Here is a 25250-nt window from a genome sequence, read left to right as displayed (position 1 = left end):
TGACCAGCGCTTACTCGCCAAGCTGTTCTCTAACCAACATACCCAAGGTGGCCAGGCCTCGCTCCAGGCTTTCATCCCAGGGCTGGGCGCAGGAGACGCGCAGGCAATTCCGGTATTTTTCCGAGGCCGAAAATAAAGGCCCCGGCGCAATACTCACTTGCCGTTCCAGCGCCTGCTGGGCCAGCGCCAAACTATCAACCTCTTTGGGAAGTTCCAGCCACAAAACAAACCCGCCGTCGGGGTGGGAAATCCGTGTACCCGCCGGCATATGATGGCTGAGACGGTCGCGCATTTTGGCGACCGCACTGCGTAAAGTCGGCCGCAGGCGATTGAGGTGCCGGTCAAAGGCCCCGTCCAACAGCAATTGTTGCACGGCTATCTGGGCCACCGTGGTATTGGCCGAGCTGCTGACAAATTTGTGGTAGTTGACCCGTTCCAGATAGCGTCCCGGTACAATCCAGCCAACCCGCAGACCGGGCGACAGTGTCTTGGAAAAGGAACTGCAATACAGTACCTCACCGCGCTGATCAAAATGCTTGGCCACTGCCGGCCGCTGGGCATCGAAATGCAGGTCCCCATAAATATCGTCCTCCACCAACGCCACCTCGCGCTCGGCCAATAGCGCTACCAGCGATGCTTTGCGTTCAAGGGGCAAACTGCACCCCAGCGGATTACTGAAATTGCTCACCACGACACAGGCCTTCACCGGCCATTTGTCCAATGCCAGTTCGAGCGCTTCCAGGGACAACCCGGTATCCGGGTGAGTGGGAATCTCCAGTGCTTTGAGGCCAAGGGAATCAATTATCTGCAGCAGCCCGTAAAACGCTGGCGACTCCAGCGCGACAATGTCGCCCTCCTTGCAGAGCGATTTCAGTGCAACCACCAACGCTTCTTGACCACCGTTAGTAATGACAATTTCGTCGGCAGCAACGCGGCAACCGAGACGGGCCATTCGCAGGGAAAGTTGCTCGCGCAATCCTAAATACCCAGGCGGAAAGGCGTAACCCCCGTTAGCCACCAGGGGATGCCTGCTGGCGCTCGCCAACGCCCGTTGCACCATTTTGCCCGGCAGAAAGCTGGAATGTGGAACCGCAGCCCCGAGCGCCAAAATACCAGGGGCGGTCGCAGCCTCTATCATCTGCATCACCCGCTGCTGACCGCTCACCGGAACCGGCCAACTGCGCGGCCGGGATTCCCTGGGAGGCGCACAGATGTCGCTTTGACAATGACGTACAAAAAAGCCGGAACGAGGCCGAGCCTCAATGACATTTTCCTGCTCAAGCTGGCGATACGCGGCAACCGCGGTAGCCAGGCTGACGCCGAACTGTGCACTGATCCGGCGAACCCCCGGCATTCGGTCCCCCGCTACCAGCCCGCCCGCCTCAATCAGCTCCCCTCGCAGCTTTTCGGCGATTTGCTGATATAAGGGGGGGCCCGAGGGTACCGGGGCGGTAGCCCGTCGCGATTTCTGAGGTGACATCGCCGTCTCCTGACTGTTATCAGAGACAGTTTAGCGACAAACACATCTGTATCGCATCAATTTTTAGTTATCTGTGACTGTATAGGCGATAGTATCCTTGTCATTCTGTTTGCTCAGCAACCGGAGAGTACCGACGCCATGTCCAATTCAGACTTATACTCAGGCAAATGGTGGCGTGCCTTGGGCGCCGCCTTCATATTGATGGTACTGCTGGCAGGCGCCGGGCTGCTGGTCGCCCATCGAAGCGTGAACCACCTTCCCTGGTGGTGGAATATCCATTAGCCACCCCCAGAGTAACCGCCAATGAAATACGCTATTGTCGACGCCTTTACACAGCGTGCCTTTTCTGGAAATCCGGCAGCAGTGTGCCTGATGGAAAGCCCCCTCCCCGATCACCTGATGCAGGCACTGGCCGCGGAATTCAACCTGTCCGAAACGGCCTTTGTTTTCCCACTGCAATCAAACCGCTGGTCGCTGCGGTGGTTCACGCCAACAACAGAAGTCAACTTGTGCGGTCACGCCACACTGGCAGCCGGGCATGTATTGATCAGCGAGCAGAAAGAAGCCAGCCCGCTGGTATGTTTTGAAACTCGAAGTGGCGATCTTTGGGTAGAGCAATACCGGCAAGGCTACCGGTTGAAACTGCCAATCACGCACTGCACTCCCTTGGCCTCAGACGCACTGCCCAACTCGTTAGCCTTGCAGACAGTTCGTGCCGCCCGCGCTGGCGAGGACTGGCTTATCGAATTGGCCAGCGCGCAGGCAGTGCGCGATTTTGTCCCTCCCCTCGCTGACATCACCGCCCTCCCTATTCGCGGCTTGATCGTCACTGCCCAGGGAGAAGACTGCGATATTGTCTCGCGCTTTTTCGCTCCCGCCGCCGGTATTAACGAAGACCCGGTTACCGGTTCTGCTCACTGCGCTTTGAGCGATTATTGGCAAGACAGTATTGCGACGCGCCCCATACGGGCACGCCAATTGTCGAAGCGAGGTGGTGAACTGGAAGTCGCCGCCAAAGACCAAAGCGTCTGGTTAACCGGCGATGCAGTGACCGTAATGACCGGACAGATTCGTTCTGAGTGGTTAACGTAATGCGCTTACCGCGCGGTGCTGGGAATACGATAGATGGCATTTGAGCGTCCTATTAAACGCTCGCCCGCGTAGACCTCGGCACGAGTGAATAGCATCCGCCCTGTTCGCTGCTGGGCTTTCACCTGCATTTCCAGCCAATCGCCACATTGGGCCGGCGCCAGGTAGTCAACGCTCAAACTGATCGTCGGGGTGTGGGCAGTAATCCCCAGATAAGGCTTTACTGCGGCAGCCTGCCAATCAAACAAGGTGGCCAAAACCCCGCCGTGCAAGGTACCACCTATATTCATGTGCTTGGGCTCAACGCGAAAGCCGATGATCCACTCGGCACCCGTGTCCTTACTGTAATACGCGCCGACAAGTTGATCGAAGGGAGACTCGGCGCACTCCGCCAGAAGTTCAAAACCCGCTGGGACCTGATTTTCAGCCATAACTCTTTCTCACTCGCTGGGAAGACGACCTGAGTGAATCGCAACCGACCACCCCAAATTTGCTTAGCTACCTAAGCACTTTGCCCGCAAGCCACCACATTTGTCAACTGCGATACCATTATTCAATCAATCCCCCTCACCTAAAAATCCGAAAAATACAGCCTGATATCCGGACAACATAGGCTAAAGCAAGGGATAGAGTAATTATCTGTAACAACCTATACTTTGTTTGAATTGACTTGGAGGCTAATTCCCGTTGTCTACCGCCGAAAACCATCGCTCCTCGCCATCCGTTAGGCCCAAAGAGCGTACGGGCGAAGGTGCGGAGTTTCACGTTCTTGTGCACAGCGTAGCCCGCTTACAGCGAACCCAGTTTGACCGGGCCTTAAGCCCCCTGGGGATCAGCCGCGCCCAGTGGTGGACACTGAAAAATCTCGCTCGCATGAATAACGAGAACCCCGGTCTTAACCAATCGGAGTTAGCGGCCATCATCGGTACCACCAAGGCAAGTCTGGGCAAACTGGTTCACAAAATGGAAGCCGCTGCCTTACTGCGTCGCCATCACTGCCCGGATGACCAACGCGCATTGCGACTCAACCTCACCCCCAGCGCTGCGACTTTGCTGCAACAGGCCACGGGAATCGAGGACGCCCTCGCTGAGATCAATTGCGCCGGCCTGACGGAAATCGACCTGCGTGCCGGCGCCGACGTATTGCTGGCGGCAGATCGCAATATGCACAAGAAACACATCGGTCAACGCAGCAGCAAAACAGCTACCAAGATTTCCCAGCGTGTTCAGTCGTTTCACCAGCACTTTGCATTGAACAAGATTGGCTTCCTCACCGACCACGTCTCCCGGATGCGCCAGATCATTATCGACCGGCTGCTGCTTCCCATTGGCCTGTCTCGAGCCCAATGGGCCCTGCTGAGCTACCTCGCCGAGCAAGACGGCATGACCCAAAGCCATCTGGCCAAAGCTTTGAATATGAGTCGTGCGGCAGCGGGGTCGCTACTGGTCAAACTGGAGGAAAACCATCTGGTAGCACGCATTCCCGATCCTCAGGATGCGCGCTCAAATAGGGTGTTTCTGGCCAAACCCGGCAACGCCCTGCTCCGGTCCGTGGGCGATACGGCTAGCCAAGCCGAAGACTTTGTCCTGACCGGTATTCGCAACCAAGAATTGCACCACGCTGTTCAGGTGCTTCGGCAAATGAAGGTCAATATTCTGCGGGATCTGGGGGAGTAATAAGGCCCGGGCGGGCGCACTGCCACACCCTGCTTTCGTGCGAAACCATGTAATGCTAACAAAGGGATTAATCGAAACGGCTTGAGGCCGTTTCGACCCCTCCGGGGCGCCGCCGCTGCGCTCTGGCGTTCAAAACGCTGGCGCGTTTTGTGATCGAAACAGGCTGTGGCCTGTTTCGCCCCTTCGGGCAGGACTGACAACGTCATGTCTAAAACGCTGGCGCGTTTTGTCGAACCGGGGGGTTCGTCCACACACCCTTACTCACGGTTAAATAAAAAAGCCCCGGTCTGACGACCGGGGCTTTTTTATTTAATGGCGGAGAAGGGGGGATTCGAACCCCCGATGAGGCTACAAACCCCATACTCCCTTAGCAGGGGAGCGCCTTCAGCCACTCGGCCACCTCTCCGAAACAATTTTTTCTGCGTTGCGCCAATCACCTGCGCGAAAGGCAAGAAAATCAACCTTGCAAATGGTGACGCCCGCTGACCCTGCACGGCTCGCTTTTTCCATCCCCTCTCACAGAGCTTTTGGAATAAAGACAAACACTTGCATGTCTTTGAAAACGGGCGGCATGATACCACACTGAGCGGATATGCAAAGACCCGACGGCGCTTTTTCTGCTATTCCTTTCCGCCGGTCTTTTCGTGCTGAATGCGGTCGTAGATTTCTTCACGATGAACAGCAACATGCTTGGGAGCATTCACTCCCAGGCGAACTTGGTTACCTTTTACACCTAAGACGGTGACTGTGACTTCATCGCCGACCATCAATGTTTCACCGATACGACGCGTTAGAATTAACATAGTGGCTTCTCCTTGTTAGAGCCCTAATCCATTATCTCTGGCGTCCCCTCCCTTGGTCCTGCCTTGCTTTCTTACGTTTTGCGCTATCAATCCAGATCAAAAGCGGTGTGAAGCGCACGCACGGCAAGCTCCAAGTACTTCTCATCAATCACTACCGAAATCTTGATTTCGGAGGTGGTAATCAACTGAATGTTAATTGATTCGTCAGCCAGTGCTTTGAACATCTTGCTGGCAATGCCCGCGTGAGAACGCATTCCCACACCCACCAGAGAGACCTTGGCGATCTTATCGTCTGTTTTGACTTCCCGGGCGCCAGTTTGTTGCACCAGCTTGCGAACAATCCCCTCCGCCTTGGCCATATCGCCGCGACTTACGGTAAATGTCAGATCCGTCGTGTTGTCTTCCGCGACATTCTGAACAATCACGTCCACTTCAATATTCGCATCACTCACCGGCCCCAGTATCTGATAGGCCAGCCCCGGGGTGTCAGGCACACCGAGTACAGTGATCTTTGCTTCATCGCGGGTGAATGCAATACCCGAAATCGCCGGGTTTTCCATGTCTTGTGGTTCCTCTAAGCTAATCAACGTGCCGGGGCCATCCTGAAAGGCATGCAACACCCGCAGCGGGACGTTGTACTTTCCGGCAAATTCCACCGAGCGAATTTGTAATACTTTTGAACCAAGGCTGGCCATTTCCAGCATTTCTTCAAAGGTGATTCTCTCCAGGCGCCGCGCTTTGGGCACTACCCGCGGGTCGGTGGTATAAACCCCATCCACATCGGTGTAGATCTGGCATTCATCCGCCTTGAGTGCTGCCGCCAGCGCGACACCCGTGGTGTCGGAGCCTCCGCGACCGAGGGTGGTGATGTTGCCCTCTTCGTCTACCCCTTGAAAGCCTGCCACCACAACCACATTGCCCGCAGCGAGGTCGGCACGAATCTTCTCGTCATCAATGTCCTTTATTCGGGCTTTGGTGTGCGCTTCATCGGTCAAAATACGCACTTGGGTTCCGGTATAAGACCGGGCGCCATAGCCGAGTTCGTGCAATGCCATACACAGCAGGGAGATGGTGACCTGCTCGCCAGTCGCTACCAGCACGTCCAGTTCTCTGGGTGTTGGAGTGGACTGCACCGCCTTGGCCAGCTCAATCAAGCGATTGGTTTCACCGCTCATCGCAGACACAACAACAACGATGTCGTGCCCCTGATCTCGAAAGCCTGCCACTTTCTTCGCAACGGCTTGAATACGCTCTACTGTCCCGACAGAGGTACCGCCAAATTTCTGAACTATAAGACTCATGTTTGCTTTCTACTAATGCGCACCCTGCGCGAGAGGGCGCCCATTAAACACCAGTTGTAGGGTAAAGGAAACGCCCCAGAGTCGGCCATACGTGTTTTACCTAGCCGCTTTGACGTAGTCCCGCGCGACCTCAAGGGCCTGAGGGATCGCGGCAACATCGCTGCCCCCGCCCTGAGCCATATCGGGACGACCACCGCCCTTACCACCAACGGCCTGCGCGGCAAGTTTCATCAGCTCACCCGCTTTGTAGCGGTCGGTCAAATCTTTGGTCACCCCCGCAGCCAGCGCCACTTTGTCGCCATCCACTGCGGCGAGCAGTACCACTGCAGAGCCCAGCTTGTTTTTCAGCTGGTCCAGGGTATCTCGAAGGGTCTTGGCATCGGCACCGTCGAGTAACTTGGCAAGCAGCTTGACGCCACCAATGTCCTCGGCTTCGGCCAGCAAGTCGTCACCAGCAGAGCTGGCCAGCTTGGCTTTCAATGCGCCCAGCTCCTTCTCCAGCTGCTTTTGCTGCGCCAGCATTTGCTCGACCTTATCCAGCAACTTATCGCGGCCGGTCTTCAGCAAGTTCGACAACTGGCCGAGGTCGTTATCCGCCTTGGACACAGCAGCCAATGCGCCTGCGCCCGTTACCGCCTCGATCCGCCGCACGCCTGAAGCAATGCCCGACTCACTGACAATACGCATCAAGCCAATATCACCCGTGCGACTAACATGGGTGCCACCACATAACTCCACGGAGAAGTCGCCGCCCATGCTAAGCACGCGAACCTGGTCGCCGTACTTCTCGCCAAACAGCATCATTGCACCCCGAGCCTTGGCGCTTTCCATATCCATTTCCGCCACTTCGACAGGCGTATTGCGGCGAATTTCGTCATTTACCAGCGCTTCAATCTGGGCGAGCTCTGCCTTGCTGACCGCTTCAAAATGCGAGAAGTCAAAGCGCAGGCGTTGGGAGTCAACCAGCGAGCCCTTCTGACTGACATGCTCCCCTAGCACCTGACGCAACGCCGCATGCAGCAGGTGGGTTGCAGAGTGGTTCAGAGCCGTTGCCCCGCGAATATTGTTGTCAACCTGGGCTGTTAACACCTCGCCTTCCGCCACACTCCCAGCGACCACCACGCCGTGGTGGACGTGAAATTTTCCGGCCTTCTGGGTGTCGCGAACCTCAAAGCGAAGGTTGGCACCGGTGATTAATCCAGCGTCCCCCACCTGCCCGCCGGACTCGGCATAGAATGGGGTTTGGTCAAGTACCAGCGCGCCGCTGTCGCCCTCGGTCAAGGCGCCGCATTGCTGCCCGTCTTTCAACAAGCCAATCACCGTGCAGTGAGCGGACAGATCCTGATAGCCGATAAAGCGGGTCTCGCCATCGATAGCTAGTTCAACGCCAGATTCCATTTTGAAGTTGGATGCGCTGCGAGCCCGCTGACGCTGTGCTTCCATGGCTTTTTCAAAGCCGGGCATATCCAGAGTCAACTGCTTTTCCCGGGCGATGTCGGCAGTCAGGTCCACCGGGAAGCCGTAGGTGTCATAGAGACGGAACACGGTTTCTCCGGGAATTTCCGTTCCCTGAAGGCTGTCCAGATCCTGCTCGAGAATCTTCATACCCTGGTCCAGGGTCTTGGCAAACTGCTCTTCTTCCAACAGCAGCACCTTGGCAATATGGCTGCCTTGATCATTCAACTCGGGATAGGCTTCGCCCATTTCTTTCGCCAACGGAGCGACCAACTTATGGAAGAAAGGCGAAGTGGCGCCAAGCTTGTTGCCGTGGCGAGCTGCCCGCCGGATGATCCGGCGCAATACATAACCACGGCCTTCATTTGAGGGCATCACGCCATCGGCAATCAGGAAAGCGCACGAGCGAATATGGTCGGCAATAACACGCAGTGAGCTGTCGCGGGTATCGGTCAGGCCGAGAACCGCGGCAGTGGCATTGATCAGATTCTGAAACAGGTCAATCTCGTAATTGCTGTGCACGTGTTGCATTACCGCAGAGATCCGCTCCAGACCCATACCGGTATCCACCGAGGGCGCCGGCAGGGGTGTCATCGAACCATCGGCATCCCGGTTAAACTGCATGAACACGTTGTTCCAAATTTCGATATAGCGATCGCCGTCTTCTTCCGGGCTACCCGGAGGGCCACCCCAAATTTCCGGGCCATGATCATAGAAAATTTCGGTGCAGGGGCCACAGGGACCGGTATCCCCCATCGACCAGAAGTTATCTGACGCGTACTTGCCGCCCTTGTTATCACCAATGCGCACCATCCGCTCGGCGGGCACACCCATTTCTTTGTGCCAGATGTCATAGGCTTCATCGTCTTCAGCGTATACCGTTACCCACAGCTTTTCGGAAGGGAGGTTGAGCCACTCGGGTGAAGTGAGAAACTCCCAGGCAAAGCTGATCGCATCCCGTTTGAAATAATCACCAAAGCTGAAGTTACCCAGCATCTCGAAAAAGGTGTGATGGCGAGCGGTGTAACCGACGTTTTCGAGGTCGTTGTGCTTGCCTCCCGCGCGCACACAACGCTGCGAACTAACCGCCCGCACGTAAGAACGCGACTCGCGCCCCAGAAACAGGTCTTTGAATTGGACCATGCCGGCGTTGGTGAACAACAGGGTGGGATCATTTGCCGGCACCAGCGAACTACTCGCTACTGCAGTGTGCCCCTTACTCTCAAAGTAACGAATAAAGGCTTCACGAATAGCCGCACTTTTCATGACTCGACTCTCTCAAATCTCAAGGCAAAAATAACACCGCCAGTCGACTGGGACTGGCGGAAAAAACGGGAAGTATAGCGAAAAAGGCAGGTGTTGTATCCTGCTCACCAGGAGCAGAGCACTACTGCCGACGGGGCTTTCAGCACCCTTCAGCCCAACTTTTCGTCGGTGGTCAGCGGCCGCGCTTCCGATTCCAGCATCACGGGAATGCCGTCGCGAATGGGATAGGCCAATGCGCTGGGCCGACAGATCAGCTCGTTGCGCTCGGGGTCAAATTCCAGGGGTGCCTTGCTGACGGGGCACACCAAAATCTCCAACAGTTTCTTGTCAATCATTCCTGTCACTCATCAACACACTAATCTTGCAAAGGCGGGTTTGGCGCAGACATGTCACCGACCAGCAACTGGGGGTCAAGGCGCTTACCAAACCAGTTCATGCGCCAGTCGAGGTGCGGCCCGGTTGCGCGGCCCGTGGCCCCTACTTCGGCAATGGGCTGGCCTTGGGTAATTTCCTGCCCGTCTTTCACCAGAATCTTACTCAGGTGAATAAAGGTGGAGGAAATGCCCTGGCCGTGATCGATAATCAGGGTACCGCCAGAGTAAAACATGTCATCGTGGGTCAGGGTCACCACGCCGTCGGCCGGCGATGTCACCACCGCGCCCACCGGACCGGCCACATCCACCCCATAGTGGGGGCGGCCGGGCGAGCCATTATAGACACGCTGGCTGCCAAACACACCCGTGATCGGCCCCTGCAGCGGCCACACAAAGGCCTTGGTAAAATCCTGGCGATAAAGAAACTCAGCCCGGGCCTCTCTCACCAACGCAGCCTCCCGCCGAATCCGCTCCAGCACCGATGCCGGCGGCGTAACCGTTTTTTGGGGCACGCCTTCGATTCGTTGAATATCATAGTGGCGCTGTTCAATATCCAGAACCCGGGCCTCGCATTGATCGTCGGAAACGCACAATTTCAGCGTCATCTTTGCCGGCGCATCGCGATCAAAGCCCATCGCAAAAATGCCATTGTCAGCCACCTGAACCGTATCATCCTCGAGAATGACCCGGGTGCCGGGCGCCACCTGCCCCCAGACCATGCCCCCCTGAATCAGCTGCCCACGCAACTCCACTTCTTCCGCCAATGCCGTCGAGGCAATTACCACCAGCGCCAGTGCAAAGAAATTATTCATCGAACCGTTTCTTCTCCAATATCAGCTGCAATACCATACTCCTTTAACCAGTGGAAAACAGCCATCCGGCCATGTCGCGATACCGTCCACCGCGTCCCAAGGGCGCCTGCTATATTACCCCCGAGGGCGAGCGGGCCCTGCGCGCTGAGCTCTATCAGCTGTGGAAGGTTGAGCGCCCGCAAGTCACCGCCACCGTTCACGAAGCAGCCAAAAACGGCGACCGCTCGGAAAACGGCGACTACATTTACGGTAAGCGTCGTCTACGAGAAATCGACAGCCGCGTCCGCTTTCTGACCAAGCGCCTGGAAGAGCTGACGGTGGTCCATGATCTGCCCAGCGACAAACAGCGCATTTTCTTCGGCGCCTGGGTCACCCTGGAGGACGAAGACGGCGGTGAGCAGCGCTACCGCGTTGTCGGCCCCGACGAATTTGATCTTAGCCAGCGCAAGCTCTCGGTTGACTCACCGATGGCCCGGGCCATGCTTGGCAAGCGTTTGGACGATGAGGTCATTGTCAGCACCCCAACAGGAGAGCGGTGTTACTATGTGGTCGCTATCGACTACGAGCCACTGGGCTGATCGCCATCACCGACCGCGCTACCCACTGCAAAGGAGCCGCAACGCCTCATGTTCTTTCTGTCACTGATCTGGGCCTGGACCGCCTACAACCTCTACAGCCCTCACCGCGGCAAACCGGAGGCACTGGCCGTGACCAGCTTCCTGCTGGGTCTGCTGGTTGGCGAATTTGCCCTCCATGTCATTGCGCTGGAAGTGGCACTTACCCTGCTCTTTGTCAGCGCAGATGAATTAAGCGGCCTGGGTGACGCACTGGGGCTGGCCATTGCCATGGCCAGCTGGGTGGCCATTGGCCTGTTTTACTTCCGCGGGCAGCGGGCCGCACCGGTAATGGAGCAGGCCGTGCGATATGGTTTAGCCCTCTCCGCCGATGCGCCCCTGCCCTCGCCTCCTGCAGATACCCCCCCTTTGACACTGCATGATCCCACCCTGAAACGACTGGTAAATCCCTTTGCCTTCAGCCCCCCTGGTGTCACTGTGAAGCGCAATGTGGTCTACCATCATGAACAGGGAAGACCCCTTCATGTCGACATTTACAGCCCGGCGGAAAAGCCCGAAAACGCCCCGGTACTGCTGCAAATTCATGGCGGCGCCTGGCTAGAACGCCTGGGCAGCAAAGAGCAGCAGGGCCGCCCGCTGATGGCGCAAATGGCAGAAAATGGCTGGATTTGCGTGGCCGCGGAATATCGACTCAGCCCCGGCGCAACCTTTCCCGACCATATTATTGATTGCAAGCGCGCCCTGTGCTGGGTGAAAGAAAACATTGGCGACTACGGTGGCAACGCCGACTTTATTGTTGTCACTGGCGGCTCGGCCGGCGGGCATTTGTCGGCCCTGTTGGCCCTAAGCGCGAACGCACCCGAGTTTCAGCCCGGTTTTGAAGACAAGAACACCGCCGTGCAAGGTTGCATTCCCTTTTATGGCTTTTACGATTTTCTTAATCTAAAACAGCAGCGTACCAATCTGGGGGTGGAAACCTGGGTCTTTTCCAAGCTGTTCAAAAAGACCCAGGCCGAGGCGCCTGCCCTCTGGAAGTCAGGCTGCCCCGCCACCTGGGCCAGCGACAAGGCGCCACCGTTTCTGATTATTCACGGCGAGTGTGACACCCTGGTGCCCTGCACCGAGTCGCGCAACCTCTATGAAGTCTTGCAAGAAAAATCGGCCAGCGCGGTGGCATACGCTGAACTGCCAGACGCTCAGCACGCTTTTGACATCCCATTGTCATTGCGCACACAGATCGTCGTGAATTATCTGACGATCTATCTGGCCGAACTGCACCGCCGCTATCGAGAGCCTGCGCAAAGCAACAGCGCGGAAGGCTAAACGAGTTCGGCTCCGACGAGACGGGAGACGCTGGGCGGGAAACGGGAGACGCAAGATGCGAGATGCGAGATGCGAGATGCGAGATGCGAGTGCAGGACGCGAGGCGGGCTGCCATTGCTCCGGCGGCTTGGGCAGAGGCTGACCGGGATGGCAACGTAATACAGCGTCGTTCCGGACGCGTTGTTTGCGAGCCGGAACCCAGAGGAGTTGGACTTTTACGCAGCTGGACGTCGGCTCGAGGGCCACTACTGTCCGGAACAATTTTTATATCGTCATCCCCGCGAAGGCGGGAATCCAGAAACCCTCTGGCCGGTCGTACATTCAGGCTTTGGTAAATCCAGTCTCGCCCCGGGCGGAAGCTGTTTGCGCCCACGATGTAAAGTCCTTGCCAGCCGTGGCTCAATTTATTCTGGACAGCAGTGGGCCTTCGCGGGAATGACAATTCGGGCGATATTTGTCTAAAGTAAGCGCCATTCGGGCCGGCCCGTACCACTCTCTGAAAAGTGCCCGCTAGAATTTAGAAAGGAAGCCAGGATTTCTTCTTGGTGTAATGAATGTAACCCACATTCGCGCCACCGCGCAGGCCGACACCCGTGCGAATTGGCGCCAGCGTGACATCGCCGCTGCGCTGGTAATTCACACCCACACCGGCCACCACGTATACGCTCCCCTCAACACCGGGAAAGCGTTGAAATAACACCTCCGTGTCATTCAAGTTGTAAACCAGGGTGAATACCTTGGAGGCATTTGCGCCGAGATCAAAGCCGACCGAGGGGCCCTGCCAAAATACCGGGTGGGTTTCCCCTGTGACCATCTGCAACTCGCCTTGCCCATAGCGCACTCCCACCGCGATGGCCGCAGACACTTCCTCGCCAGCAATAATCGCGTTGGGGCTACCCTGGTCTTCAAAGACTTTTTCAATCGCTTTGGCCAGGCCTTCTGTGGTCTCACCAAAAAAAGCATTGGCCTTATTCAGCACTTCGTCCTGAGTGAAACCTTGTTGTTGATTGTCTTTACCCTGTTGGCCACCCGGCGCAGGCTCAGACTGGGCTACGGCCAAATGAGCATTGAACATGAGCGCCAACACCAATGCTGCCCGGGAAAAAAAGGTGAACATCCCCAGTTTCATATTGTTATCTCCAATCATCGTAGTTTTGCCATTCACACCCTTTCAGGCAAGGTGCTCCAGGGCCGTCATTCGCGCTACCAAGGCGTCGATGTCGCCATTTTCTTCATTTAGCAGCACGCGAATTTTTAGCAGTGCCGCAACACTGATGGCATCGGTAATGCGCCCATCCAGGGCCATCGCGATCGCATCGTGCAGGGGCAACTGCAGTACCTCCAAATCCGCTTCGGAGTCTTCCAGGCAGGCCTCGCCCGGCATCAAATCCAGCGCCAGAAAAACATCGGCACCCTCATCACAGACCGAGTTGGAGAGGTGCAGTTCCAGCAATTTATAAACCCGGCTTGCTCGAAAACCCGTCTCCTCTTCCAGCTCTCGCCGGGCCGTTAATAGCGTCGACTCGCCCAGGGGGCAGCCACCCTCCGGGATCTCCCAGCTGACTTCCTCAAGAGGATACCGAAATTGTTTTACAAGATAGGTGTTGCCGTTGGCATCCAGGGGCACCACACCCACCGCCCTGCTCTTGAAGCACACCTTGCCGTAAATCCCGTCACTGCCGGCCGGGGTGGTGACCTCGTGGTGCTCCACCTTAATCCAGGGGTTTTCGTAAACCGTCTCGATCGATCGCTGCCGCCAGGGGCCAACTGCCTTGTTCATAATGACTCCAATAATGGCGCAACGCGGCGGCGCAACAAAGGCAATGTTTGTGCTTCAAACCACGGGTTCTTTTTCAACCAAATTTGGTTTCGCGGCGACGGATGGGGCAAGGGAAAATACCGTCCCTGACCATCATAGTCGCGCACTCGTTCCGTAAGCGACAGCGCAGGGGGTGAAAGGTAATACCGCTGAGCATACTGGCCGATTAACAAGACCAGCTCGACCAAAGGTAAGAAAGACAAGACCCGCTCGTGCCAGCGAGGCGCACACTCAGGCCTGGGCGGCAGATCCCCAGACTTACCCTTGCCGGGGTAACAGAACCCCATCGGGACAATGGCAATTCGCGGGTCGCTGTAGAACTGGGGTCTATCAATACCCAGCCAGCTTCGCAAACGATCGCCGGAAGGATCATTCCACGGGATGCCGCTATTGTGGACCTTCAACCCCGGCGCTTGCCCAATAATCAGCAGTCGGGCCTCAGGCTGGGCAACCAGCACCGGACGGGGGGCCAGAGGCAGACTGTCTTCGCAATGGTGACAGTCTCTGACCTCTGCAAGTAAGGCGGACAATAGACTCATTTCGCCATTGTGCGCAGAAGCCCCCGCACCGGGCAAGCCTCACTCCATATTATTCAACCGTCGGGAAAATCCCCAGTGAATGCATCGCCTCCATCGACAAACGTCCGGTCGCCAGGCCTTTGTCTTTTTGGTAAGCGGCCACCGCTTGTTCGGTGCGCCGCCCCCAAACACCATCCGCGTAGCCAGCATCAAAGCCCGCGGCGTTGAGGGCCTTCTGCAACGCGCGAACCAGGCCTTCAGTCAAGGTGGGCTTGCACGGAATCTCCCGCCAATCCAACTTGGCGTCAGCGACTTTTTCCTTGTAATGGAAAGTCTTGTATTCCGGCGGCTCGACATGGCGAACTTGGCGTTCGGGCTCAAGGACCTTTTTCACTCGCACGCTTTTATATACCGCAGGTTGCACCTCTTCCACCGTATGCTCGGGCGTATCCACCACACGCTTGGAGACCGTTTCAAAGACGGCGGGGATCACCTCGGTGCGATAAGTGGGCTCCGCCACCAGTACCTGCTTAGTGATATTGCGATAGGTGGCCGGAATGGTTGCCAGATGTACGATCTGACCGGTCTCGTCATCCACCCGCTCTCGCTCGCCGCGCCCGGGTCGCCAGACCTGTTGCTCGGGAGTGTCGACCACCTTCTCTACCACGGTCTTATATTTCGCAGGCGACACCATTACCTGACGGCGACGCTCGGGCAGCACCTGGGTCCGCTCCTCGACCCATTTATACGTGGCGGGCACTACCTTCAGCGTGACATATTCCTCACTTACCATTACTCGCTCAGTCACCCAGCCCAGTTTTGCTGGCAGCATTTCGATACGCTCACTGGCTTCTTTAACAATGCGCCGCTCGCTGCGATTCACATACTGGGCGGGCACCAGCAGTTTGGCATAGCAGCTGCTTTCATTTGCATCCGGAGGAATATCCGACAGCGTTTGCTGATCCGCCTGCTCAGCCTGAAGCCGCTCTATTTGAATCAAGGCGTCGGCAAGGGCGCTCTCTAACTCATCTACCCGCTCGGTGGTTGTGTCATAGGGAGGAACCACCGCGGCGGCAGTAGAAGTATTTTGGGCGGGAGGCAGCTGGCAGGCCAGCAAAATACCTGCCGCTGCCAGCATAAATAGTGGACTAGCCAGTCGCAACGTCATACCCCAGAGTGAATGTAAACCAAGAAATTCGTCTGACTATAATTGTTAGCTATCATTTTTTCTATTGTAAATTGCCAACTCTTTTTCGCTATTTCACCTATTTTCATAGATGTAACGATACTATTACACATCATTATTATGAGTGTCATTTTGGGGACAAATCAACATGACAAAACGCCACCAGGGTGTGGCAGGCTCACATCTCAACTCCGGGCACTTTTGGGCCATCTCCCTACCCCGGAAACCCGGCTCGCTCACCCGGCGAGCCACTGGCCAAATCGAGGAAAAACGACCCACTTTGTGGTTTAATAGCGCCCTTTTCTCCCCCCGACTCAACAACAGGCACACTGCAGCATGACAAGCGCGATTGACTCCCTTTTTTCCCACGACGACTTTGTACGGCGCCACATCGGCCCCGATGAAGGCGAGCAACAGCAGATGCTGGAGAAAGTGGGCGCTGAATCCCTCGATGACCTGATCCGCCAAACCGTACCCGCCGCCATCTTGCGCGGCGACATGCCGCTACCCGCACCCCAGGGAGAAATGGACACGCTGGCCGAACTCCGCCGCATTGCCCAACAAAATAAGGTCGCAAAAAGCTACATCGGTATGGGCTACCACGACACCATTACTCCGCCAGTGATACTGCGCAACGTGCTGGAAAACCCCGGCTGGTACACGGCATACACCCCCTATCAGCCGGAGATCGCCCAAGGACGCTTGGAAGCGCTCCTCAATTTCCAACAGATGGCGATGGACCTGACCGGCCTCGAGCTGGCAAATGCCTCATTATTAGATGAAGCGACGGCGGCCGCCGAAGCCATGGCGCTATGCAAGCGCGTCGCCCGCAAGAACAAAAGCAACGTGTTTCTGATTGACCAGAATTGCCACCCCCAGACCATTGCGGTGGTGAAGACCCGCGCCCTGCCGCTGGGGCTGGAAGTTCAGGTTGCCGATGTGGCAGCCACGATTGCCAGCACCGATTGCTTTGGCGTGCTGCTGCAATACCCTGGCAGCGATGGCCAGGTCACCGATTTGCGCCCAACCCTGGATATCGCCCGGGAGCGCGACATTAGCACGGTCGTCGCCGCCGATATTCTCAGCCTGCTGTTGCTGACGCCGCCGGGCGAACAAGGTGCCGATATTGTTATTGGCAGCGCCCAGCGGTTTGGCGTGCCCATGGGCTTTGGCGGACCCCACGCCGCCTTTATGGCAACCCGTGAGTCCTTCAAGCGATCTCTTCCGGGCCGAATCATCGGCGTCTCGGTAGACAGCAAAGGCCGTCGCGCCCTACGCATGGCCATGCAGACCCGCGAGCAGCATATTCGCAGGGAAAAGGCGACTTCCAACATTTGTACTTCCCAGGCGCTGCTGGCCGTGATGGCGGTGTTTTATGCCATTTACCACGGCCCTGAGGGGCTGCAGCGAATCGCCAAACGCTGCAATCGTCTCGCAGGCATTTTCGCCGCGGGTCTAAAACAGCTCGGTTACACCTGCAACGAACAGTTCTTTGACACTATTGTGGTGGACACCGGCGAAGAGACCAGCGCCATTGCCGATGCCGCCGAAGCGCAACTGATTAACCTGCGCCGACTGCCCGGAAAATTGTCTGTAAGCTTCAACGAGTGCAGCAGCCTGGACGATCTGACATCACTGTGGTCACTGTTCAGCAAGGGGCAAGCCCTTCCCAACGTCAGCGAGATTGATCGCCAGCTGGGCGACCTGCCCGGCATTCCAGCCGACCTGCAGCGTAGCTCGTCCTTCCTGACGCACCCAATCTTTAATCAGTACCATTCTGAAACTGAAATGCTGCGTTACATGAAGCGGCTGGAGAATCGGGACATCGCGCTGAACCACTCCATGATTGCACTGGGCTCCTGCACCATGAAGCTCAACGCCACCAGCGAAATGATCCCCATCACCTGGCCCGAGTTTGCCCGTATTCACCCATTTGCCCCGCGCGACCAGGTCGCCGGCTATCTCGAGATGATTGATCAGCTTGAAGCGCAATTGGTGGCCTGCACCGGCTACGACCGCTTTTCCATGCAGCCCAATGCCGGATCTCAGGGGGAGTATGCCGGGCTATTGGCCATTAAGCGCTACCACGAAAGTCGCGGTGATTTTCAACGGGACCTTTGCCTGATCCCCAGTTCGGCCCACGGCACCAACCCCGCGTCGGCGGCGATGGCGGGCATGTCCGTCATTATTGTGGCTTGCGACAAACAGGGTAATGTCGATATTGCTGACCTGAAACAGAAGGCAGAACAGCATCGCGATCAGTTAGCTGCGGTCATGGTCACCTACCCCTCCACCCACGGCGTGTTCGAGGAAGGTATTCGGGAAATTTGCAATATTGTCCACGACTGTGGCGGCCAGGTGTATGTCGATGGCGCCAACATGAATGCCCTGGTCGGGGTTGCCGCTCCGGGCGAGTTCGGCGCCGATGTTTCCCACCTCAACCTGCACAAAACTTTCTGCATTCCCCATGGTGGCGGCGGGCCGGGCATGGGCCCCATTGGCGTGAAAGCCCATCTGGCGCCCTTCCTGCCCAATCACCCGGTCGCGCCAGTGAAGGGTGTGGAGAGCGAAAACGACACCATCTCCGCAGCCACCTATGGCAGCGCGGGTATTCTGCCCATCTCGTGGACCTACATCCGCTTGATGGGGGCCAGCGGTTTAAAGAAGGCAACCCAGGTTGCCATTCTCAACGCCAACTATGTTGCCAAGCGCCTGGCGGAGTTCTATCCGATTCTTTATACCGGTCGCCATGACCGTGTTGCCCATGAGTGCATTATTGACCTACGGCCACTGAAAGAAGCCAGCGGAATCAGTGAAGAAGACATCGCCAAACGATTGATGGACTATGGCTTTCACGCCCCGACCATGTCCTTCCCCGTTCCCGGCACGCTGATGATTGAGCCAACCGAAAGTGAATCCCTGTACGAACTGGATCGGTTCTGTGAGGCGATGATTCAGATTCGCGGGGAAATTGCCCAAGTAGAAGCTGGCGAATTCCCGCTGGAAGACAATCCCCTGGTGAACGCCCCCCATAGCCACAACGATACAGTCAGCAGCGACTGGCCTCATCCCTACAGCCGGGAGCAAGCCGCCTTCCCGGTTCCGGGCTTGCGGGCAAACAAGTTTTGGCCAAGTGTCAGTCGCATCGATAACGTTTACGGCGACCGCAATCTGTTTTGCGCCTGCCCGCCGATCGAAAGCTACCAGCAATAACACAAAGACAAGCGAACGATATTAAGGCGCGGTTAAGACTGCGGCATTACACTCGGTGCCAATCTCAGCCAGCCGGCGTTGCGGTGGCAACGCCGGCTCTGGCGGCCGAACTCACTGCCGCGCCGCCCCATTTGAGCACCCCCTGGCACCGCTGCGTCAGGCTCCAAATGTAATCATCAGCAACATTGAGGGACGGGAAATTCACTTCCCACAATTAGCAAAATGCGCAATTAAACTACGTATTTACTACTCGTTTCACAGAAAATAGTATCAAACCCGATCTAACATCACGACTTAGATGCGAGCAGTATTGTTTTTGCGTGTAAAGTCCGTAAAACTACGCGACAGTTGCACAAACAATAACTTATGTACCTTTTTTCTTGAATCACTGCTGAACTCTCCTGGAGGGGGATAAATGAAAACCTTGAAGCATGGCCTACCGTTAGCGCTAGTCGTTAGCCTGCTTACCGCCTGTGGTGGCGGAGGCGGATCTAACAGCCCGGATCGTCCTGGACTCCGGCTCGACCCAGACACCCTTCGAATTGAGTTCCCCAACGGCAATATCCTGGCCGGCACGGGCAATGCAATGATTCCCGCCAGAATGCTTGGCCTGCAGACTGACGGTGTACAAGACAATCAAGGCCCTGAGTTAAACGTTACCGCAAATACGCAGTGGAGCATCACCGGCGCAGACAACACGCCACAAGTTGCGGCGCTCGCTGAAGAGGTTCGCAATGCCGGCTCGCTGGGTAATGTGATTGATATTCTCAGCACGGTTCGCCTGACCACCGCGGATACCACCAAGAATCTGACCTTGCGCGGCAGCTATGCATTTGACGGCACCACCTACAACCTCAGTGAAGCATTTACCGTGCGGCCGCCAATCCCCAATGGCAACCCCTTCATTAGTGGCCCGGAGGTGATTGCACTCGATCCGGTCAGCGATGTTGTGCCGACTGACGTGGCCTACCGTCTGCTGCAGCCGCTCAAGGAAATCCCCACTCCAGAAAACCAAACCGGCACGGTGCGTTTCTGCTCACTTCCGCAACCGGCTGAGTTCTTGAAGTTTGAGGGCAGTCAGCCTTACACCGGTGGCTCTGCCCCCGCCACACTTAAAAACCCCTTCTTTGAAAACGATGACGACCAAGTCGTTACCGTGACCATTGTGGTCATTGACCCACAATATACCTGCGACAAAATTGGCACCGACGTTACCCCTAACGACGGCGTCGACAACGTGCTGGAAGGCAAATATCCCAAACAGGTTCAGCTCATTCCTGCCGTTGTTCAAGCTGGTGGCGTCACGGTTTGCGGTGTCGTAAACCCAGAAGTGGACGCCTGTGATGAAGACGGAAACTTTGATGACGAAGCTTACCTGAGCGAATGTCGCGGCCTGAACGCTGCCAGCATTGATGTGCCTGCGGGTGAGAATCTGCAAATGGTAGCGCGACTGAACTACACCAACCCAAACAATGCCAATCAAACCGCATTTGTGGATTACCGGTGTGCTGCCAGTGGCCGCCTGACCTGGTCTGCCAACTCCGGCACTATCTTTGCTGACGGACTGGATGCAACCAACGGCTCTGCCAGCCTGATTTCGCGGAGCGAGTTCCAAGAGATCGCCGACACCAACCCCAACGCGGTTGTCACTGGCAGCTTCGATAACAAAAATAACAGCCCCGTGGTGACCGACACGCTGCGCCTGAACCTGGTTGATTCAACGGTTACCGATATCGAAATCGTTCCGGTTGATCCCGATCCAAATGCACCAGACACCATCTTCCTCAACATTCTGGAAGAAGACCTGGACTACCGAGCCCAATGTACCTTTGGCGAGACCAATCCGGTGGTTGCCAGCTGTACTGATGCCTGTGTTGGCTGGAGCGTCAGCAATGGCGATGTGTTGACGGTCAACCCGACAACAGGCTCAACCACATCTGTGTCGTCAACCGACAACCAGACTGTGGGAAGCGCGGACCTCAAAGCGACGTACACCTGTGCGGCCGGTATCTCTGACTCGCGCACGATTACTACTGTTGACGATCCCGTTGTTGAGCTTCACCTGCTGCAGGTTTCTAACGCCAACCAGCCGGACCAGCGTAATGTGGATGCATTCTCCTGTGTGGGTAGAACCGACCTGGTGGGTACACTGGCTCCCGGCGACACCTTCATTAATGGCAGTCAGCAGTTCTACGCCCACGCATTGTTCGAAAGCGATGTTGCCGGCTACAACGGCGACCCGCGCACCCTGCCCGATGTCTCTGGCGCCGATGCTGTGAAATTCTCAGCCCTCCCCGGCTACGCCAATGGCGATGGCACCTGTGCCTCTGCGCTGCCATTGGAGATTCCTGAGTTTCCTGGCGGCGGTGACGATACGGGAACAGACTCTCCCTTGGCCGGCATCCCCATTTTGGGCGGTATCCTGGACTTCTACCTGGGAGACGTCATCGACATCCTGACGCTGCCACTGGATGAGCTTCCTGGTGCGCCTGGCGGTGGCGGTGATACGCCTGGCCTGAACCCCGGCCCTGCTGCGAGCTTTACTGGCGAGCAGAAAGGTAAGCTGCAGTCCAACGGTCAGCTGCGTCTGAGCACCGTTTGTATTCAGAGCTTTATTGACAGCGATGGTGACGAAAGCTTCAGTGAAGACGACATTATCGCCGAAGAAAGCTCCACCGTACTGGTGTTGCCGGCGGCAGATGATGACCTGCTGAGCTTCTCAAACGAAGTGTGTGAGATTCTTGAACCCGCACTCACCTTAGGTGTAGGCACACCAGCCGAAGGCGCCCTGCCAGCCGGCATCGTTGTGCCACTGGTGTATGGTGTTAGCCTGATCGCTGATCCGGTCCTCGCCGCACTCGACGGCACCGTGCCCACCGAGGACATTCTGACTGCATTGATCACTGGCAGCTTCTCCGACCTGTCCATTCCTGGTCAGCCGGAATTCACCGATGCGCCCTTTGGCCTGGGTGCGATCACTGGCGGCCTGTTGGGCGGCACCGATCAGACTCCTGGCCTGCTGACGCTGGTTGACGCGCTGGATGCCTGTGCGGTTGATCCTTTGACCACCAGTGTGACAGCCTTACTGGGCGGCCTGTTGACGCTCGACCCAACCGCTTTCGGCGGACTTGGTGATACAATCTCGCCAGAACAGTGCCAGTCGATCTTCGGCGACCTGACCGGCGGAGGCGCTCCAGGGCTACCAGAGCTGCCAGGAGCACCCGGCATTCCGCTGCCGATTCCTGCGCCCTAACAACAAAAACAAACTTAACGCGACCCTCCGGGGTCGCGTTTTTATAGCTACTCACATATGGAGACCCAATAGATGAGCAAGTTGCGTAACTGGACGATTGCCCTTGCTTTAGGTTGTGTAGCCACCACCGGCTACAGCCAGGACGAAGACGAACGCGTGATTGATGACCGCTGGCGTATTCACGGCATGGTCGGTTCAATGGTGGCCGACGATTCCGATTTTGATACCGGTTTTCAATACAAGTTTGGTATCGGCAAACCTATTAGCCGCTATGTGATGCTCGACCTCTACGGCACCTACGGTGATCTGGAGACCGAAATAGGTGACCAATACGAGCGCACCGCTGCAGGTCTGGACGTTTTGTTCTTCCCTGCCCGTGCCTTTGAACTGGACTCTCGCGCACTGCAGCCCTTCTTTGGTGCCGGCGCTACCTACCACGACGTGGATTTTATTGGCGCATCCGAGACAGGATACGGTACCGATATGATCGTAGGCCTGATGTACCAATTGGACCAAGTGGAGTTCCGCGCTGAAATTCGCTATCAGGTCGACAATATCGAGGAGGAGCCGCCCCTTAACGACGACACCTTCTACACCTACGGCGCCATGCTGGGTGTGTCGGTGCCCCTAGGTGCCAAGCCCCTACCCTACAATTACGACTCTGACGGCGACGGTGTGCCTGATCGCCTGGACAAATGCCCCAACACCCCGCGGGGTACCCGGGTCGATTCCGACGGCTGTCCGCTGGATAAAGACGGTGATGGCGTACCTGACTTCCGCGACAAGTGTCCGAACACACCTCCGGGCGCCAAAGTGAACGTCGACGGCTGCTCGATTGATGACGACCGGGACGGCGTGCCTAACGACATCGATCAGTGCCCGAACACCCCTTATGGCACCCCAGTAGATGCCAGAGGCTGTCCGCTGGATGAAGATGGCGACGGCGTGCCCAATAAGATTGACCAGTGTCCTGGCACCCTGCCTGGCATGAAAGTCAATTCTCGCGGCTGTGTGATTTCGCAAACCGTTGAGCTCAGCGGTGTTCACTTTGAGTTTGACAAGGCCCGCTTGATGCTGGATTCCAAAACTGTCCTGCGCAAAGTGGCTGAGTCGCTGAACAACGAGCCAGACGTGAAGATCATTATCATGGGTCACACTGACTCTGTCGGTAGCGACGCTTACAACAAACGCCTCTCTCAGGAGCGCGCCCAATCCGTGGTGGATTACCTGACCACCCAGGGCATTGGCCGCACTCGTATGGAAGCGATTGGTTATGGCGAAAGCAAGCCGGTGGCCAGCAACAACACCGACGAGGGCCGCGAGCGCAACCGTCGTGTCGAACTGCAGGTCATTTCGCCAAACTAAATCGGCGGCGCGCTAAACCACTACCAAGGGCAGCTCTCAGAGCTGCCCTTTTTTGTTTGTGCGCAGCAGCAAAACCTCACACAGGCGCGGTAGTCATCGGCGCGCCTGTCCCGCATAGCCATCGGGCCTCACCCTGGACATTCACCGGAACCGCATTATTTCCATTGGTGAACAGATATTTTTCTAGAAAGATACTTCTTTAAAAACGATTCTCATTCAGTTATTGTCGGCGGGTTACTGCGGAGTAACCTTTGCGTGAAAATTCTAAAATATCCTTTATTTTCAAAATCTTATACGAAAATCTACCGAGATTACGCAGCAAGTTACCCCGCCCCAAAAAACTGCTTTGGAGTCAGTTTTTGATATGAAATTATTGCGTGCACGATCTCGTCACAATGCCCTTCCCCAGCTCGGTGAACTCGAACTTGCACTGTTAGAGTTGCTTTGGCAAAAGCCCGGCAGTGATGTAAAAGCCTTGGCTAGCCGCCTCACCCCGGATAAACGTCCAAGTATCAGCACCCTGCAATCCACCGTGGAACGCCTCCACCGGAAGAACCTGCTAAACCGCAGCAAACAGGGCCACGCCTACATCTATACCCCGGTGGTGAAGCGCGGCGAGCTGATGGGACGTCTCATTGGCGATGTCATAAACGCTTTGCACGATGGCCCGGCAGAAACTATCCTAAGCGGCTTCGTTAACGCGGCTGCCAGTATCGACAAGGATTCGTTGGATCGCATGAAGCAGCTCATCGATCAGCACGAGCGCAAAAAGGGTAATGATTGAACACCTTGGCACTGCCAACCTTGTCTTCCTAAGCCTGTGGTTCTTTCTCGGCCTCTCTCTGGTCGCTCTTCGACGCCCCCTGCTGATGCTGCTGAGAGGCCTTCACCCTCAGCAAGCCACAAGCCTATTGTTAGTAGCGGTTTTCCTGCCGATCTCAATCAGCGTTGCCACCACGGTGCTGCTGTATCTGCCGCTCGTTAATGATTTTTTAATCGGCTACCACTGTCACGACGGTGTCTGCTCCAACCATCATCCTGTTGGAATCTTGCCTCAGGCCGGACCGGCGTCCCTGGTATTAACGGTACTAGCGCTAGTGGCCATCAGTAGGAAAAGCTGGCGCAGTACCACTGCCAGTCGGCGCTGCAAAGACAGTGTTCGCCTGTTTTCCCGCGACCGGGGCGACTTCCTGGAAGTACCGGATCAACAGCTCTTGGCCTTCACAGTCGGCCTGCTTACCCCCCGCGTTGTGCTCAGCTCAGGCCTGTTGGCCCATTGCGATGAGAAAGAGAGAGATATTGTGCTGCGCCACGAACGCGGGCACGTTCTCCACCGCGATAACCTGCGATTGCTGCTCGCCAAGATGGTTAGCCTGCCCATGCCCGGCGCAGCCCGTTTCCGCGGTGAGTTGCGGCTGGGTATCGAGAAACACTGTGATTTGATTGCCAGCAAGGTCCACAGCCGCGCCGATGTCGCGCGTTGTATTGTCAAACTGGCAGAGGCGTCTTGCGCCGCCGCCCCTCACACCAGCAGTTTTGTCGACGAAGCCGTTGAGCAGCGGGTCATGGCCCTGTTAAACCCCGCACCCAGGCCCCCTTCGCCGTTCATCACGGCTTCAACCGTAGCGGTGATGCTCACGTTGGCGGGATTGAGCATCAACCCCCTTCACCATCAAATCGAGTTGCTGTTGTTCTGGCTAAGCGAATAGCCCAGCGACCAAGGGAGGCCGGTGCGCAACCG

The 25250-nt window shown here is 56.6% G+C and carries 21 protein-coding genes and 1 tRNA gene; 10 read left to right on the top strand and 12 right to left on the bottom strand.

The genetic code is table 11. From position 1 onward, the window contains the following. Positions 1 to 10: 10 nt before the first annotated feature. Positions 11 to 1480 carry an aminotransferase-like domain-containing protein gene (locus NCG89_RS16225; protein WP_251087607.1) on the bottom strand — a complete coding sequence of 490 codons (1470 nt, stop codon included), beginning with the start codon at positions 1478 to 1480 and terminating at the stop codon, positions 11 to 13. A 138-nt stretch (positions 1481 to 1618) separates the two neighbouring features. Here NCG89_RS16225 and NCG89_RS16220 point away from each other — a divergent pair, with 138 nt between their 5' ends. Both NCG89_RS16220 and NCG89_RS16215 read left to right on the top strand, forming a co-directional pair. Then, positions 1619 to 1762 carry a hypothetical protein gene (locus tag NCG89_RS16220; protein WP_251087606.1) on the top strand — a complete coding sequence of 48 codons (144 nt, stop codon included), beginning with the start codon at positions 1619 to 1621 and terminating at the stop codon, positions 1760 to 1762. Positions 1763 to 1783: 21 nt separating this feature from the next. Beyond that, positions 1784 to 2572 carry a PhzF family phenazine biosynthesis protein gene (locus NCG89_RS16215; RefSeq protein WP_251087605.1) on the top strand — a complete coding sequence of 263 codons (789 nt, stop codon included), beginning with the start codon at positions 1784 to 1786 and terminating at the stop codon, positions 2570 to 2572. 5 nt (positions 2573 to 2577) lie between these two features. Here the strand turns inward: NCG89_RS16215 and NCG89_RS16210 are convergent, their stop codons facing one another. Continuing rightward, positions 2578 to 3000 (bottom strand): PaaI family thioesterase, encoded by a 423-nt coding sequence (locus NCG89_RS16210; RefSeq protein ID WP_251087604.1) that lies wholly within the window; start codon positions 2998 to 3000, stop codon positions 2578 to 2580. 340 nt (positions 3001 to 3340) lie between these two features. On the opposite strand from NCG89_RS16210, the gene NCG89_RS16205 reads away from it, so the two are divergent. Beyond that, complete coding sequence (locus tag NCG89_RS16205) at positions 3341 to 4246, top strand: MarR family winged helix-turn-helix transcriptional regulator (RefSeq protein WP_251087603.1); 906 nt, start codon at positions 3341 to 3343, stop codon at positions 4244 to 4246. A gap of 313 nt (positions 4247 to 4559) precedes the next feature. On the opposite strand, the gene NCG89_RS16200 is transcribed toward NCG89_RS16205, so the two are convergent. The 6 genes from NCG89_RS16200 to NCG89_RS16175 all read right to left on the bottom strand — a co-directional run bounded on the left by NCG89_RS16200 (position 4560) and on the right by NCG89_RS16175 (position 10257). After that, positions 4560 to 4652 (bottom strand) — tRNA-Ser (locus NCG89_RS16200). Between the two features lie 214 nt (positions 4653 to 4866). Next, positions 4867 to 5049 (bottom strand): carbon storage regulator CsrA, encoded by a 183-nt coding sequence (gene csrA, locus NCG89_RS16195; RefSeq protein WP_251087602.1) that lies wholly within the window; start codon positions 5047 to 5049, stop codon positions 4867 to 4869. Between the two features lie 86 nt (positions 5050 to 5135). Beyond that, positions 5136 to 6350: an aspartate kinase gene (locus tag NCG89_RS16190; protein ID WP_251087601.1), complete on the bottom strand. Its 1215-nt coding sequence runs from the start codon at positions 6348 to 6350 to the stop codon at positions 5136 to 5138. A gap of 96 nt (positions 6351 to 6446) precedes the next feature. Beyond that, the gene (gene alaS / locus NCG89_RS16185; RefSeq protein ID WP_251087600.1) at positions 6447 to 9071 is read right to left on the bottom strand and encodes an alanine--tRNA ligase; all 2625 of its coding nucleotides are present in this window, start codon (positions 9069 to 9071) and stop codon (positions 6447 to 6449) included. Between the two features lie 149 nt (positions 9072 to 9220). Beyond that, positions 9221 to 9406 (bottom strand): Trm112 family protein, encoded by a 186-nt coding sequence (locus tag NCG89_RS16180; protein ID WP_251087599.1) that lies wholly within the window; start codon positions 9404 to 9406, stop codon positions 9221 to 9223. 20 nt (positions 9407 to 9426) lie between these two features. Beyond that, a complete protein-coding gene (locus NCG89_RS16175) occupies positions 9427 to 10257 on the bottom strand; it encodes a M23 family metallopeptidase (protein WP_251087598.1) in 831 nt (276 codons plus the stop codon). Positions 10258 to 10328: 71 nt separating this feature from the next. On the opposite strand from NCG89_RS16175, the gene greB reads away from it, so the two are divergent. Further along, the gene (gene greB, locus NCG89_RS16170; protein WP_251087597.1) at positions 10329 to 10835 is read left to right on the top strand and encodes a transcription elongation factor GreB; all 507 of its coding nucleotides are present in this window, start codon (positions 10329 to 10331) and stop codon (positions 10833 to 10835) included. Between the two features lie 48 nt (positions 10836 to 10883). Beyond that, a complete protein-coding gene (locus NCG89_RS16165; protein WP_251087596.1) occupies positions 10884 to 12155 on the top strand; it encodes an alpha/beta hydrolase in 1272 nt (423 codons plus the stop codon). A 517-nt stretch (positions 12156 to 12672) separates the two neighbouring features. Here NCG89_RS16165 and NCG89_RS16160 read toward each other — a convergent pair. The 4 genes from NCG89_RS16160 to NCG89_RS16145 are packed head-to-tail and all read right to left on the bottom strand — an operon-like array spanning position 12673 to position 15630. Beyond that, the gene (locus NCG89_RS16160; RefSeq protein WP_251087595.1) at positions 12673 to 13284 is read right to left on the bottom strand and encodes a DUF1134 domain-containing protein; all 612 of its coding nucleotides are present in this window, start codon (positions 13282 to 13284) and stop codon (positions 12673 to 12675) included. 42 nt (positions 13285 to 13326) lie between these two features. After that, positions 13327 to 13935 (bottom strand): NUDIX domain-containing protein, encoded by a 609-nt coding sequence (locus NCG89_RS16155; RefSeq protein WP_251087594.1) that lies wholly within the window; start codon positions 13933 to 13935, stop codon positions 13327 to 13329. Further along, on the bottom strand, positions 13932 to 14513 hold the full coding sequence (locus NCG89_RS16150) for a uracil-DNA glycosylase family protein (protein ID WP_251087593.1): 582 nt from the start codon (positions 14511 to 14513) through the stop codon (positions 13932 to 13934). The genes NCG89_RS16155 and NCG89_RS16150 overlap by 4 nt, the downstream gene beginning before the upstream one ends. Before the next feature lie 49 nt (positions 14514 to 14562). After that, on the bottom strand, positions 14563 to 15630 hold the full coding sequence (locus NCG89_RS16145) for a peptidoglycan-binding domain-containing protein (protein WP_251087592.1): 1068 nt from the start codon (positions 15628 to 15630) through the stop codon (positions 14563 to 14565). 384 nt (positions 15631 to 16014) lie between these two features. Here NCG89_RS16145 and gcvP point away from each other — a divergent pair, with 384 nt between their 5' ends. The 5 genes from gcvP (at position 16015) to NCG89_RS16120 (ending at position 25218) form a co-directional block, all read left to right on the top strand. Beyond that, entirely contained in the window at positions 16015 to 18891 is a 2877-nt protein-coding gene (gene gcvP, locus NCG89_RS16140; protein ID WP_251087591.1) for an aminomethyl-transferring glycine dehydrogenase, read from the top strand. Positions 18892 to 19306: 415 nt separating this feature from the next. After that, on the top strand, positions 19307 to 22144 hold the full coding sequence (locus NCG89_RS16135; protein WP_251087590.1) for a hypothetical protein: 2838 nt from the start codon (positions 19307 to 19309) through the stop codon (positions 22142 to 22144). 72 nt (positions 22145 to 22216) lie between these two features. Then, positions 22217 to 23509 (top strand): OmpA family protein, encoded by a 1293-nt coding sequence (locus NCG89_RS16130; protein ID WP_251087589.1) that lies wholly within the window; start codon positions 22217 to 22219, stop codon positions 23507 to 23509. A 364-nt stretch (positions 23510 to 23873) separates the two neighbouring features. Next, positions 23874 to 24293 carry a BlaI/MecI/CopY family transcriptional regulator gene (locus NCG89_RS16125; protein ID WP_251087588.1) on the top strand — a complete coding sequence of 140 codons (420 nt, stop codon included), beginning with the start codon at positions 23874 to 23876 and terminating at the stop codon, positions 24291 to 24293. After that, complete coding sequence (locus NCG89_RS16120) at positions 24286 to 25218, top strand: M56 family metallopeptidase (protein ID WP_251087587.1); 933 nt, start codon at positions 24286 to 24288, stop codon at positions 25216 to 25218. Before NCG89_RS16125 ends, NCG89_RS16120 begins: the two co-directional genes overlap by 8 nt. Positions 25219 to 25250 lie beyond the last annotated feature (32 nt).

Source organism: Spongiibacter taiwanensis (assembly GCF_023702635.1).
Classification (GTDB): domain Bacteria; phylum Pseudomonadota; class Gammaproteobacteria; order Pseudomonadales; family Spongiibacteraceae; genus Spongiibacter; species Spongiibacter taiwanensis.
The sequence above is the reverse complement of the archived record's forward strand: the minus strand, read 5'-3'. Positions and strand labels throughout refer to the sequence as shown.